This window comes from Streptomyces lancefieldiae, assembly GCF_031845825.1.
In the GTDB taxonomy this organism is placed as follows: Bacteria; Actinomycetota; Actinomycetes; order Streptomycetales; family Streptomycetaceae; genus Streptomyces; species Streptomyces lancefieldiae.
On the sequence record NZ_JAVRFH010000038.1, the window covers coordinates 1 to 13741 of the forward strand.

General features: G+C 73.6%; 13 protein-coding genes. 9 read left to right on the top strand and 4 right to left on the bottom strand.

Annotation, left to right across the window (positions count from 1 at the left end; translation table 11 throughout):
* The 3 genes from RM812_RS29105 to RM812_RS29115 all read right to left on the bottom strand — a co-directional run.
* Nucleotides 1-151 (bottom strand): transposase (locus RM812_RS29105; protein WP_311578937.1); only part of this gene is annotated, 151 nt, incomplete at its 3' end.
* A gap of 82 nt (nt 152-233) precedes the next feature.
* Nucleotides 234-809, bottom strand: a complete 576-nt coding sequence (locus tag RM812_RS29110; RefSeq protein ID WP_311578714.1) for a dihydrofolate reductase family protein — start codon at nt 807-809, stop codon at nt 234-236.
* Nucleotides 810-931: 122 nt separating this feature from the next.
* Complete coding sequence (locus RM812_RS29115; RefSeq protein WP_311578719.1) at nt 932-1384, bottom strand: NUDIX hydrolase; 453 nt, start codon at nt 1382-1384, stop codon at nt 932-934.
* A gap of 195 nt (nt 1385-1579) precedes the next feature.
* On the opposite strand from RM812_RS29115, the gene RM812_RS29120 reads away from it, so the two are divergent.
* The 8 genes from RM812_RS29120 (at nt 1580) to RM812_RS29155 (ending at nt 11429) form a co-directional block, all read left to right on the top strand.
* A complete protein-coding gene (locus tag RM812_RS29120) occupies nt 1580-2584 on the top strand; it encodes an EamA family transporter (protein ID WP_311578722.1) in 1005 nt (334 codons plus the stop codon).
* Nucleotides 2585-2884: 300 nt separating this feature from the next.
* Nucleotides 2885-3679 (top strand): TIGR03084 family metal-binding protein, encoded by a 795-nt coding sequence (locus RM812_RS29125; RefSeq protein WP_311578725.1) that lies wholly within the window; start codon nt 2885-2887, stop codon nt 3677-3679.
* A complete protein-coding gene (locus RM812_RS29130; protein ID WP_311578728.1) occupies nt 3676-5349 on the top strand; it encodes an acyclic terpene utilization AtuA family protein in 1674 nt (557 codons plus the stop codon). The genes RM812_RS29125 and RM812_RS29130 overlap by 4 nt, the downstream gene beginning before the upstream one ends.
* The gene (locus RM812_RS29135; RefSeq protein WP_311578732.1) at nt 5346-6944 is read left to right on the top strand and encodes an acyl-CoA carboxylase subunit beta; all 1599 of its coding nucleotides are present in this window, start codon (nt 5346-5348) and stop codon (nt 6942-6944) included. Before RM812_RS29130 ends, RM812_RS29135 begins: the two co-directional genes overlap by 4 nt.
* Before the next feature lie 10 nt (nt 6945-6954).
* A complete protein-coding gene (locus tag RM812_RS29140) occupies nt 6955-8808 on the top strand; it encodes an acetyl/propionyl/methylcrotonyl-CoA carboxylase subunit alpha (RefSeq protein ID WP_311578735.1) in 1854 nt (617 codons plus the stop codon).
* 54 nt (nt 8809-8862) lie between these two features.
* Nucleotides 8863-10002 (top strand): acyl-CoA dehydrogenase family protein, encoded by a 1140-nt coding sequence (locus RM812_RS29145; protein WP_311578738.1) that lies wholly within the window; start codon nt 8863-8865, stop codon nt 10000-10002.
* Nucleotides 10003-10074: 72 nt separating this feature from the next.
* Nucleotides 10075-10815, top strand: coding sequence for an enoyl-CoA hydratase family protein (locus RM812_RS29150; protein WP_311578741.1), 741 nt, complete (start codon nt 10075-10077; stop codon nt 10813-10815).
* Nucleotides 10803-11429 carry a TetR/AcrR family transcriptional regulator gene (locus tag RM812_RS29155; RefSeq protein ID WP_311578746.1) on the top strand — a complete coding sequence of 209 codons (627 nt, stop codon included), beginning with the start codon at nt 10803-10805 and terminating at the stop codon, nt 11427-11429. Before RM812_RS29150 ends, RM812_RS29155 begins: the two co-directional genes overlap by 13 nt.
* A 12-nt stretch (nt 11430-11441) precedes the next feature.
* Here RM812_RS29155 and pdxH read toward each other — a convergent pair whose 3' ends face one another.
* The gene (pdxH, locus tag RM812_RS29160; protein ID WP_394816532.1) at nt 11442-12167 is read right to left on the bottom strand and encodes a pyridoxamine 5'-phosphate oxidase; all 726 of its coding nucleotides are present in this window, start codon (nt 12165-12167) and stop codon (nt 11442-11444) included.
* A 292-nt stretch (nt 12168-12459) separates the two neighbouring features.
* Here pdxH and RM812_RS29165 point away from each other — a divergent pair, with 292 nt between their 5' ends.
* Nucleotides 12460-13560 (top strand): citrate synthase 2, encoded by a 1101-nt coding sequence (locus RM812_RS29165; RefSeq protein WP_311578754.1) that lies wholly within the window; start codon nt 12460-12462, stop codon nt 13558-13560.
* Nucleotides 13561-13741 lie beyond the last annotated feature (181 nt).

Here is a 13741-nt window from a genome sequence, read left to right on the forward strand (position 1 = left end):
GCTCCACCGACTTGCGCCCGCCGTCCAGCAGCAGACCCCGCAGATAGACCCCGCCCCACCGGCGCTGATCCGCCCGCGCGAACGGCTCGAACATCTCCGCCGCGAAGTCCTCCAGATCACACCGGACCGCAGCCAACTCCCCACCCAGCACACCCGGTCAACGACACGACCAATCAAGAAGACACGCCACCACGAACCGCACATGACCAAGCACTACTAGCCACGCCCCGGCCTCAGGACGCCGCCCGGCGTGCCACGCGGTAGCGGAGGTGGACGACGTTCGAGCTGAACGTGCGGGTTTCGACGAGATCGAGATCCACCCGGCGCTCGCGCCGGGGGAAGAACGGAACACCGCCGCCGACCAGCACCGGGTAGACCCTGGCCCGGTACTCGTCGATCAGGCCCGACGCGGCCGCCTCGGCGGCGAGGGTCGCGCCGCCGATCGCGATGTCGCCCTCCCCCGGCTCGGCCCGCAACCGCTCGATCTCCTGCGCCAGGCCGCCGGAGGCCAGGCGGGCACGGCCCTCCACCGCCGTCAGCGTGGTGGAGAACACCACCTTGGGGAGCGACTTCCAGAGCGCGGTCCACTCGAGCTTCGAGTCGTCGAGCGAGGGATCCCGGTCGGCGGTCTCCCAGTACAGCATCGTCTCGTACAGCCGTCGGCCCAGCAGGTGGACGCCGACTCCCCGGATCTCGTCGATCCAGGAGCGGAAGACCTCCTCGTCGGGCCCTGTCCAGTCGAAGCCGCCGTCCGGCCCGACGATGTAGCCGTCGAGCGAGACGTTCATCGAATAGGTCACGCTGCGCATCAGAAGTCCTCCTCGTCACGGGGTCGCCCACCTCGTGGACCTGCTACCCACCTCGTGGACCCGCTGCCCACTCTCGGTGCAGGTCGGGAGCCGGAGCTTTCGGCACCGCCCGCGAAGGCGCCTCAGGGCGCCGTCTCGCCCCGCACCAGCGGATGGCACACCGGCTGGACGCCCTCGGGCAGGTCGTCCGGGCGGCACCAGCGGGCCTCCAGGATCTCGGCGGGGTCGATGCGCAGCTCGCCGCCCAGCAGGCGGGCCTCGTACGCCACCTCCAGGCGGGTGCGCAGGCCGCTGTTCAGCATGACCAGGCGGCCCACCTCGACGTCGAGGCCGGTCTCCTCCCTGACCTCGCGCACCACGGTCCGGCGGAAGTCCTCGCCCTTGCGCGCGAAGCCGCTCGGCAGGCCCCACTGGCGGCCCGGCGGCCACATCCTGTGCCTCAGCATCAGGACCCGCCCCTCGTCGTCCCGTACGACGCCGGTCACACCGACCACGAACTTCGCGTTCACGAGCCACATGACGCGGCTCTGCACCGGGCGCAGGAGGCGCCAGAGGCGGGTCAGGAGTCGTCTCACAGAGCGGACGGTACCTGGTCGACGTATCGGCCCGTCCGGCGAGTCCCGCCCGCCTGACGGACGTACGTTGACAGCCGCGTTCCCCTCCCGCGACAGTTGCATGAGAGTGCCATACGCCTGACCGAGTCCAATACCCTGAACTCTGCCGTGCAGCACGATGAACGACGTCCACCCGCACACCGTCCCGGAGCCCTCGTGAGCACTCCCAGCGCCACCCCCGGCACCCCGTCCCCGGCAGCCGCCCCCGTGGCGGGCCCCGAGGCAGCGCCCGCCACCGGCCACGCGCCCGCGCCGAGCGGTGCCCCGGGCGGCCGGTGGGGTGCCCTCGGCCCCGTCGGCCTGGTCCTCGCCGGTGGTCTGTCCGTGCAGTTCGGCGCCGCGCTGGCGGTGAGCCTGATGCCCCGGGCCGGTGCGCTCGGCGTGGTGACCCTGCGGCTGGCCGTGGCCGCCGTCGTGCTGCTGCTGGTGTGCCGGCCCCGGCTGCGCGGCCACTCCCGGGCCGACTGGGGCACGGTCGTCGTCTTCGGCATCGCCATGGCCGGCATGAACGGCCTCTTCTATCAGGCCGTCGACCGCATCGCCCTCGGCCCCGCCGTCACCCTGGAGGTGCTCGGCCCGCTCGCCCTCTCCGTCTTCGCCTCCCGGCGTGCGGTCAACCTGGTCTGGGCCGCGCTCGCCCTGGCCGGCGTCTTCCTGCTCAGCGGCGGCGGCTTCGACAGCCTCGACCCGGCCGGTGCCGCCTTCGCGCTGGCGGCGGGCGCGATGTGGGCGGCGTACATCGTCTTCTCCGCGCGCACCGGACGCCGCTTCCCACAGGCCGACGGACTGGCCCTCGCGATGGCGGTCGGGGCGGTGCTGTTCCTGCCGCTGGGCATCGCCGAGTCGGGCGCCGAGCTGATCGACCCGGTGACGCTCGCGCTGGGCGCCGGGGTGGCCCTGCTCTCCTCCGTCCTGCCCTACACCCTCGAACTCCTCGCCCTGCGCCGCATGCCCGCGCCCACCTTCGCCATCCTCATGAGCCTGGAGCCCGCCATCGCCGCGGCGGCCGGCTTCCTCGTCCTCGACCAGGCCCTGTCCGCCACCCAGTCCGCCGCCATCGCCCTGGTCATCGCGGCCAGCATGGGCGCGGTGCGGACCCAGGTGGGGCGGGGCAGCCGGAAGCGGCGACCGCTCCCGGGGCCGGGGGACGACGGCCGGTAGCCCCCGCCCCCGGGGCCGCAGACGACGGCGGGCAGCCCCCGCCCTCCGGAGTCGGGGGCGACGGCGGGTGGCCCCGCCCACGGGACGCCGACGGCAGCCCTCAATCCACCTAGCCCCCGGGGCGCTGTCGGCGCGCGTCGCGGGGCGCCGATCGCTCCGTCAACGTTGAACGCCGAGCCCGAGCCCGCGCACCACGCCTGTGGCCCCAATTCATGCAAGCGTGCTTGATTGTTTCCGCACCCCCTGCCATGCTCCTCCCCACACCGCGCCGCACGCCGCCGTGCCCGAGGGGAGCGCCCCGTGTCCGATCCGACGCCCGTGATCGACGACCTGCGCGAGGAGAGCGAGGAACTCGACGCGCTGGTCGCCCGGCTGAGCCCCGAGGAGTGGCGGCTCGCCACCCCGGCGCCCCGCTGGACGATCGCCCACCAGATCGCGCACCTGGCCTGGACCGACCGGTCCGCCCTGCTGGCCGTCACCGACGAGGACGGTTTCCGCGTCCTGGTGGAGCAGGCCCTCGCCGCGCCCGACCGGTACGTCGACGACGGCGCGCGGGAAGGCGCCCGGCAGCCCCCCGGCGAGCTGCTGGCCGTCTGGCGCCAGGGCCGCGCCGCCCTCGACAGAGCACTGCGCGAGTCGCCACCCGGCGCCCGTTTCCCCTGGTACGGCCCGCCCATGGCGGCCGCCTCCATGGCCACCGCCCGCCTGATGGAGACCTGGGCCCACGGCCTGGACATCGCGGACACGATCGGTGTGACGCGCCCACCCACCGACCGGCTCCGGCACGTGGCCCGCATCGGCGTACGGGCGCGGGACTTCGCCTACGCGACCCACGGCCTCACCCCGCCCGCCGAACAGTTCCGCATCGAGCTCACCGGGCCCGGCGGGGACCTGTGGACCTACGGCCCCGAGGACGCGGGCCAGCGCGTCACCGGCCCCGCCCTCGACTTCTGCCTGCTCGCCACCCAGCGCGCCCACCGCGCCGACCTCGCCCTGCACGCCGAGGGCCCGGACGCCGACCGCTGGCTGGACATCGCCCAGGCCTTCGCGGGACCGCCCGGGGCGGGACGGAAGCCGAAGGGGGCCCGGCGGTGACGGGGCCGCTGCGCATCGGCAACGCCTCCGGCTTCTACGGCGACCGCTTCGACGCCCTGCGCGAGATGCTCACCGGCGGCCCCCTCGACGTCCTGACCGGCGACTACCTCGCCGAGCTGACCATGCTCATCCTGGGCCGCGACCGCCTCAAGAACCCCGACGCCGGATACGCCCGCACCTTCCTGCGCCAAATGGAGGAGTGCCTGGGCCTCGCCCACGAGCGGGGTGTCAGGATCGTCAGCAACGCCGGCGGGCTCAACCCCGCCGGCCTCGCCGACGCCGTGCGCGCCCTCGCCGACCGCCTCGGCATCCCCGTACGGGTCGCGCACGTCGAGGGCGACGACCTCACCGCCGCCCACCCGGGCAGCCTCGCCGCCCACGCCTACCTCGGCGGCTTCGGCATCACCGAGTGCCTGCGGGCGGGCGCCGACGTCGTGGTCACCGGGCGGGTCACCGACGCCGCCCTGGTCACCGGGCCCGCCGCCGCGCACTTCGGCTGGTCGCCGACGGAGTACGACCGGCTCGCGGGCGCGGTCGTCGCCGGCCACGTGCTGGAGTGCGGGGCGCAGGCGACCGGCGGGAACTACGCGTTCTTCCACGAGGGAGACGTCCGCCACCCCGGCTTCCCCCTCGCCGAGCTGCACGCCGACGGCACCTGTGTCATCACCAAGCACGACGGCACCGGCGGCTTCGTCGACATCGGCACGGTGACCGCCCAACTGCTGTACGAGACGCGCGGCGCCCGGTACGCCGGGCCGGACGTCACCGCCCGGCTGGACACCGTACGGCTCAGCCAGGACGGCCCCGACCGCGTACGCGTCCAGGGCGTGCGCGGCGAGGCCCCGCCGGCCACGCTCAAGGTCGGGCGCAACCGCCTCGGCGGCTTCCGGGGCGAGGTCGCCTTCGTCCTCACCGGCCTCGACATCGAGGCCAAGGCCGCGCTGGTACGGGCGCAGATGGCACCCGCCCTCGGCAAGGTCGCCGACGTCCGCTGGGACCTGGTCCGCACCGACCGGCCCGACGCCCCGACCGAGGAGACGGCCGCCGCCCTGCTGCGGCTCGTCGTCCGCGACGCCGACCAGCGGGTCGTCGGGCGGGCGCTGAGCGGGGCCGCCGTCGAGCTGGCCCTCGCCAGTTACCCCGGGTTCCATGTGCTCGCGCCACCGGGAAAGGGCGAGCCTTATGGGGTCTTCGAGGACGTGTACGTCCCCCATGGCGCCGTCGACCACGTGGCCGTCCTCCACGACGGGCGCCGGGTCCCGGTGGCACCGGCCCAGGACACCGCAGTACTGGCGGACGTACCGGAACCCGCCTTGCCGCAGCCGCTCCCGCCGGGCCCCGCGCGCCGCGCCCCCCTCGGCCGGGTCGCCGGAGCCCGCAGCGGCGACAAGGGCGGCGACGCCAACGTCGGCGTGTGGGCGCGGACCGACGACGCCTGGCGCTGGCTGGCGCACGAGCTGACCGCGGACCGCTTCCGGGAGCTGATCCCCGAGGCCCGCGACCTGCCCGTCACCCGGCACGCGCTCCCCAACCTGCGCGCCCTCAACTTCGTCGTCGAGGGACTCCTCGGCGAGGGCGTCGCCGCCCGGCACCGCTTCGACCCGCAGGCCAAGGCGCTCGGCGAATGGCTGCGCGCCCGCCACCTGGACATCCCGGAGGTACTGCTGTGACGGTCCTGTCCTCCGCCCTGGACCCGGCCGACCCCGACCACCGGGCGAACCGCGAGGCCATGCTCGCCAAGCTCGCCGAGCTCGACGCCGAACACGCCAAGGCGCTGGCGGGCGGCGGCGAGAAGTACGTCGCCCGGCACCGAGGACGCGGCAAGCTGCTCGCCCGCGAGCGCGTCGAGCTGCTCCTCGACCCGGACACGCCGTTCCTGGAGCTGTCGCCCTTGGCGGCGTGGGGGAGCGAGTACACCGTGGGCGCCTCGCTCGTCACCGGCATCGGCGTCGTCGAGGGCGTGGAGTGCCTGATCACCGCCAACGACCCGACCGTGCGCGGCGGCGCCAGCAACCCCTGGTCGCTGAAGAAGGCCCTGCGCGCCAACGACATCGCGCTCGCCAACCGGCTGCCCTGCATCAGCCTGGTGGAGTCCGGCGGCGCCGACCTGCCCTCCCAGAAGGAGATCTTCATCCCCGGCGGCGCGATCTTCCGGGACCTGACCCGGCTGTCCGCCGCCGGCATCCCGACGATCGCCGTCGTCTTCGGCAACTCCACGGCCGGCGGCGCGTACGTCCCCGGCCTGTCCGACCACGTGATCATGGTCAGGGAGCGGGCGAAGGTGTTCCTCGGCGGACCACCGCTGGTGAAGATGGCCACCGGCGAGGAGAGCGACGACGAGTCGCTCGGCGGCGCCGAGATGCACGCCCGCACCTCCGGCCTCGCCGACCACTTCGCCGTCGACGAGCCGGACGCGCTCCGGCAGGCCCGCCGCGTCGTGGCCCGCCTCAACCACCGCAAGGCGTACGCCGACCCGCCCCTCGCCGAACCGCCGAAGTACGACCCCGAGGACCTGCTCGGCATCGTCCCCGGCGACCTCCGGACCCCCTTCGACCCGCGCGAGGTCATCGCCCGCGTCGTCGACGCCTCCGACTTCGACGAGTTCAAGCCGCTGTACGGGACGAGCCTGACGACCGGGTGGGCGACCCTCCACGGCTACCCGGTCGGCATCCTCGCCAACGCGCGGGGCGTCCTGTTCAGCGAGGAGTCGCAGAAGGCCGCCCATTTCATCCAGCTCGCCAACCAGCGCGACATCCCCCTGCTCTTCCTGCACAACACCACCGGCTACATGGTGGGCAGGGAGTACGAACAGGGCGGCATCATCAAGCACGGCGCCATGATGATCAACGCCGTCTCCAACTCGCGCGTCCCCCACCTGTCCGTCCTCATGGGGGCGTCCTACGGCGCCGGGCACTACGGCATGTGCGGCAGGGCCTACGACCCCCGCTTCCTCTTCGCCTGGCCCAGCGCCAAGTCCGCCGTCATGGGCCCGCAGCAGCTCGCCGGCGTGCTGTCCATCGTCGCCCGCCAGTCGGCCGCCGCGAAAGGACAGCCGTACGACGACGAGGCGGACGCGGCGCTGCGCGCCATGGTGGAGCAGCAGATCGAGGCCGAGTCGCTGCCCGTGTTCCTGTCCGGCCGGCTCTACGACGACGGCGTCATCGACCCGCGCGACACCCGCACCGTCCTCGGCCTGTGCCTGTCGGCCGTCCACACCGCGCCCTACGAGGGTGCGCGCGGTGGCTTCGGCGTCTTCCGGATGTGAGGGGATCACCTTGATCAGCACTGTCCTCGTCGCCAACCGGGGCGAGATCGCCTGCCGGATCTTCCGCACCTGCCGTGAGTCGGGAATCCGAACGGTCGCCGTGCACTCGGACGCCGACGAGAACGCCCTCCACGCGCGCGTGGCCGACGCGGCGGTACGGCTGCCGGGGACCGCCTCCGCCGACACGTACCTGCGCGGCGACCTGATCGTGAAGGCCGCGACCGCCGCCGGGGCGGACGCCGTGCACCCCGGCTACGGCTTCCTCTCCGAGAACGCCGACTTCGCCCGCGCCGTCGTCGACGCCGGCCTGACCTGGATCGGACCGCCCCCGGAGGCGATCGAGGCGATGGCGTCCAAGACGCGCGCCAAGGAACTGATGGGCGTCGCCCCCCTGGACCACGTCACCGAGGCCGACCTGCCGGTCCTGGTGAAGGCGGCGGCGGGCGGCGGCGGACGCGGCATGCGCGTCGTACGGCGCCTCGCCGACCTGGAGGCCGAACTGACCGCCGCCCGCGCGGAGGCGGCGAGCGCGTTCGGCGACGGCGAGGTGTTCGTCGAGCCGTACGTGGTCGACGGCCGCCACGTCGAGGTGCAGGTCCTCGCCGACACCCACGGCACGGTGTGGGCGCTCGGCACCCGGGACTGCTCCCTGCAGCGCCGCCACCAGAAGGTGATCGAGGAGGCCCCGGCACCGGGCCTGACCGCATCGCTCACCCAGGACCTGTACGAGCAGGCCGTACGCGCCGCCCGCGCCGTCGACTACGTCGGCGCCGGCACCGTCGAGTTCCTCGTCGCGGACGGCAGGGCGCGCTTCCTGGAGATGAACACCCGCCTCCAGGTCGAGCACCCGGTCACGGAGGCGGTCCACGGCGTCGACCTCGTCGCCCTCCAGCTCCGGATCGCCGAGGGCCACGCCCTCGCGACCGACCCCCCGCGCGCGCGGGGCCACGCCGTCGAGGCCCGCCTGTACGCCGAGGACCCGGCGGCGGGATGGGCCCCGCAGACCGGACGCCTGCACCGCCTCACCGTCCCGGACGGCATCCGCCTCGACACCGGCTACACCGACGGCGACGACATCGGCGTCCACTACGACCCGATGCTCGCCAAGGCCGTCGCCCACGCCCCCACCCGCGCGGAGGCCGTCCGCCGACTCGCCGGAGCCCTGGAACGGGCGGCGATCCACGGCCCGGTCACCAACCGCGACCTGCTCGTCCGCTCCCTGCGCCACGAGGAGTTCACCTCCGCCCGCATGGACACCGGCTTCTACGACCGCCACCTGCCCGAACTGACCGCACCCGCACCCGACCCCCTCGCCCCGCTGGCCGCCGCCCTCGCCGACGCGTGTGCCGCCCCCCGCTCCCGCTTCGGCGGCTGGCGCAACCTGCCCTCACAGCCGCAGGTCAAGCGGTACGCCATGGCGGGGGAGGAGCACGAGGTCCGCTACCACCACACCCGTACGGGACTCGCCGCCGACGGCGTCCGTGTCGTGCACGCCGACGCCGCGCGGGTCGTCCTCGAAACGGGCGGCGTGCAGCACCGCTTCGAAGTCTCCCGCTACGGCGACCAGGTCCACGTCAACGCCACCGCCCTCATCGCCCTGCCCCGCTTCCCCGACCTCACCACCCCCCATGCCCCGGGCTCCCTCCTGGCCCCCATGCCGGGCACGGTCGTCCGCGTCGCGGAGGGCCTGGCGGACGGCGCCGCCGTCGAGGCGGGCCAACCGCTGTTGTGGCTGGAGGCCATGAAGATGCAGCACGTCATCGCGGCCCCGGCGAACGGCACGCTGGCGGAGTTGCCGGTGACGGAAGGACAGCAGGTGGAGATGGGGGCCCTCCTGGCCGTCGTGCAGGAAGCCGACCTATAGGGGCGCGGGGAACTGCGCGACCAGCCACGACGAACCTGCAGCCGAAGGAGCCACATGACCACCCTCATCGAATCCGAAGAGCACAAGGCCCTCCGCGAAGCGGTCGCTTCGTTCGCGAACAACCACCCCCGCACCCCCGGCACCGACAACAGGCCGTTCTGGCAGCAGGCCGCCAAGCTCGGCTACATAGGCGTCAACCTGCCGGAGGCATACGGCGGAGGCGGCGGCGGCATCGTCGAACTCTCCCTCGTCCTCGAAGAGATGGGCGCCGCCGGCAACCCCCTGCTGATGATGATCGTCTCCCCGGCGATCTGCGGCACGGTGATCGCCCGCTTCGGCACCGAGGCCCAGAAACGCGCATGGCTCCCCACCCTGGCCGACGGCAGCCGCCTGATGGCCTTCGGCATCACCGAACCCGACGCCGGCTCCAACAGCCACCGCATCACCACCACCGCCCGCCGCGACGGCACCGACTGGCTCCTCACCGGCCGCAAGGTCTTCGTCAGCGGCGTCGACATCGCCGACGCCACCCTCGTCGTCGGCCGCACCGAGGACGCCCGCACCGGCAGGCTCAAACCCTGCCTGTTCATCGTCCCCCGTGACACCCCCGGCTTCGGACGCCGGCAGATCGACATGGAACTGCAGGCCGCCGAGAAGCAGTTCGAGCTGACCCTCGACGACGTACGGCTGCCCGCCGACGCCCTCGTCGGCGACGAGGACGCGGGCCTCCTCCAACTCTTCGCCGGCCTCAACCCCGAGCGCATCATGACGGCGGCGTTCGGAATCGGCATGGGCCGCTACGCGCTCGCCCGCGCCGTCGAGTACGCCCGCGAACGCACCGTCTGGAAGACCCCCATCGGCGCCCACCAGGCCATCGCCCACCCCCTCGCCCAGGCGCACATCGACCTCGAACTGGCCCGCCTGATGATGCAGAAGGCGGCCCACCTCTACGACGCCGGTGACGACGCGGGCGCCGGCGAGGCCGCCAACATGGCCAAGTACGCCGCCGGGGAGGCCTGCGTGAAGGCCGTCGACCAGGCCGTGCACACCCTCGGCGGCAACGGCCTCACCCGGGAGTTCGGGCTCGCCTCGCTGATAACGGCGGCGCGCGTGGCGCGGATCGCCCCGGTGAGCAGGGAGATGATCCTCAACTACGTCTCCCACCAGACCCTGGGCCTGCCCAAGTCGTACTGATCCGGCGGTGCGTTGTGCGAGGAGGAAGCACGTGGTGACGGCACGACCGAACCCTTCGGAGGGCGGGAGCCCATGACCCCGACCGGCCTCGCCCGCGCCCGTGAACGCGGCGTCGAGACCCTCACCCTCGACTCCCCGCACAACCGCAACGCCCTCTCCGCCGCCCTCGTCGGCGACCTGGCCGACGCCCTCACCGACGCGGGTGAGGACCCCGGCGTCCGCGCCGTCGTCCTCACCCACACCGGCACCACCTTCAGCGCCGGCGCCGACCTGCACGACCCGCCCGACCCGGACGCCCTGGTCGCCCTGCTCCGGGGGATCGTCGAGCTGCCCAAACCGGTCGTCGCCCGCGTCGCCGGACACGTCCGCGCGGGCGGCCTCGGCCTGCTCGCCGCCTGCGACATCGCGGGCGCGTCCACCGCGTCGACGTTCGCCTTCACCGAGGTCCGCATCGGCGTGGCGCCCGCCGTCATCTCCCTGCCCCTCCTGCCGCGCACCGATCCCCGCGCCCTCGCCCGCTACTACCTCACCGGCGAACGCCTCGACGCCGCCGAGGCCACCCGGATCGGCCTGGTCACGGCGGCGGGCGACGACGTGGACGCCGTACTCGCGCCCGTCCTGGACGGTGTGCGCCGTGCCTCACCGCAGGGCCTGGCCGAGACGAAACGACTGCTCACGGCTAGGGTGCTGGAGGCCTTCGACCGGGACGCGGCCGATCTGACCGCGCTCTCGGCCCGGCTGTTCGCCTCCCCGCAGGCCCGCGAGGGGATGACGGCCTTCCTCGAACGACGGGATCCGGAATGGGTGGTGTGAGCGGCGCCGTGAGCACGGCCGACCGCGCGGAGCGCGTTCCCAAGCAGGACCGCAGCCGGGCCACCCGGCAGCGCCTCCTGGAAGCCGCCGTGGCCTGCCTCGCCGAACACGGCTGGGCCGGCTCCACGGTCTCCGTCGTCGCCGAACGCGCCGGAGTCTCCCGGGGCGCCGCCCAGCACCACTTCCCGACCCGCGAGGACCTCTTCACGGCGGCCGTGGAGTACGTCGCGGAGGAACGGTCCGTCGCCCTGCGGGCCCTGTTCCCCGACGGCGCCGCGGCGGCCGGCCGCCGGGCCGTGGTGTCCGCCCTGGTCGACCTCTACACGGGCCCGCTGTTCCGCGCCGCCCTCCACCTGTGGGTCGCCGCCTCCAACGAGGAGCAGCTGCGCGGCCGGGTGACCGAACTGGAGGCCCGCGTCGGCCGCGAGAGCCACCGCATCGCGGTCGACCTCCTCGGCGCCGACGAGACCCGCCCGGGCGTCCGCGAAACCGTCCAGGGCCTGCTGGACATGGCCCGCGGCCTGGGCCTGGCCAACCTCCTCACCGACGACGGGACACGCCGCGAACGGGTGGTCGAGCAGTGGGCCCGGCTGCTGGACGAGGCGCTGGACTGAAGCTCGTTCTTCTCAGGGGCTGAGCCGCTCCACCCGCCAGCCCCCGTCCGCCTCCGCCACGTAGCGCAGCCGGTCGTGCAGCCGGTTCTCCCGACCCTGCCAGAACTCCACCGCCCGCGGCGCCACCCGGAACCCGCCCCAGTGCGGCGGCACCGGCACCTGCTCGCCCTCCGGATAGCGCGCGGCCAGCTCGGCGTACGCGGCGTCCAGGGCGTCCCTGCCGGAAACCACCGACGACTGGACGCTGGCCCAGGCGCCCAGCTGGGAGCCGTGCGGCCGGGTCCGGAAGTACGCGGCGGTCTCGTCCCGCCCGGTCCGCCGCGCGACACCCGTGACGACGACCTGCCGGGCCATCGGATGCCACGGGAACAGCAGCGAGACGTGCGGGTTCTCGCCCAGCTCGCGCGCCTTGCGGGAGTCGTAGTTGGTGTAGAAGACGAAGCCCTGCTCGTCGAAGTGCTTCAGCAGCACCGTGCGGGAGCTGGGCCGGCCCTCGGCGTCGGCCGTCGAGACGACCATGGCGTTCGGCTCGAACAGCCCGCCCTCCGTCGCGGCCTGCTTGAACCAGCGCGCGAACTGCTCGACGGGCGTGGCGGCCAGCTCGCTCTCGGAGAGGCCCTCGGCCCGGTACTGCTTGCGCATCGACGCAAGATCGAAAGCCTCGGACGATGCAGACGACGCAGACGATGCGGAGGAGACGGAAGCGGGGACGGCGGGGACGGCGTCACGGTCGGTCACGCGGCCATCCTGCCGTATGCACGCCGCCCTCAGGCCGGATCCCCGGTGTCCTTGGTCACTGAGTGGCACTGAGTGCCGCGCCCCCTCCCCAATCGTGGCACTCAGGGATATCGTGCTGATCCCGGCCCGGTTGGATGACCGCCGACCGTACGGGGCATCACAGGGGGGACCGCCAGGACCGCGAGTCGACGACACGACCGTGGATCCGAGGGACCCGGCGGGCCCATGGCGGAGACCGCACAATCGCCGCACGGGTTCGCCGCCACACACCACGATCACGAGGAGCCGCCTGATGTCCGACTTCGTACCCGGACTCGAAGGAGTCGTCGCGTTCGAAACGGAGATCGCCGAACCCGACAAGGAGGGTGGCGCCCTGCGCTACCGCGGCGTCGACATTGAGGACCTCGTCGGCCACGTCTCCTTCGGCAACGTCTGGGGCCTGCTCGTCGACGGCGCCTTCAACCCCGGCCTGCCGCCCGCGGAGCCCTTCCCGATCCCCGTGCACTCCGGCGACATCAGGGTCGACGTCCAGTCGGCGCTCGCCATGCTGGCGCCGGTCTGGGGCCTCAAACCCCTCCTGGACATCGACGCCGAACAGGCCCGCGCCGACCTCGCCCGCGCCGCCGTCATGGCCCTGTCCTACGTCGCCCAGTCCGCCCGCGGCCAGGGCCTGCCCATGGTCCCGCAGCGCGAGATCGACAAGGCGCAGTCCGTGGTCGAACGCTTCATGATCCGCTGGCGCGGCGAGCCCGACCCCAAGCACGTCGCCGCGGTCGACGCCTACTGGACCTCCGCCGCCGAACACGGCATGAACGCCTCCACCTTCACCGCCCGCGTCATCGCCTCCACCGGCGCCGACGTCGCCGCCGCCCTCTCCGGCGCCGTGGGCGCCATGTCCGGCCCCCTGCACGGCGGAGCCCCCTCCCGCGTCCTGCACATGATCGAGGAGATCGAACGCACCGGGGACGCCGAGGCCTACGTCAAGAAGACCCTCGACGCCGGCGAACGCCTCATGGGCTTCGGCCACCGCGTCTACCGCGCCGAGGACCCCCGCGCCCGCGTCCTGCGCCGCACCGCCCGCGAACTGGGCGCCCCGCGCTTCGAGGTCGCCGAGGCCCTGGAGAAGGCGGCCCTGACCGAGCTCCACAACCGTCGCCCCGACCGTGTCCTCGCCACCAACGTCGAGTTCTGGGCCGCCATCATGCTGGACTTCGCCGAGGTCCCGGCCCACATGTTCACCTCGATGTTCACCTGCGCCCGCACCGCCGGCTGGTCCGCCCACATCCTCGAACAGAAGCGCACCGGCCGCCTGGTCCGCCCCTCCGCCCGCTACGTCGGCCCGGGCTCCCGCGACCCGCGCGAGATCGAGGGCTACGACGCCATCGCGAGCTGACTTCGCCACAGGGCCCCGAACACCACAGGGCCCCGAACACCACAGGCTCCGAACACCACAGGGCCCCGAAAACGCAGACGACCCGCGAGTCTGGTTCCTCCGGAGGAGGAGCCGGCCGGACGTACCGGCGACTCGCGGGTCGGGTGACTGCTCGGGATTGGGCCGGCTGCACGCGTCTGTC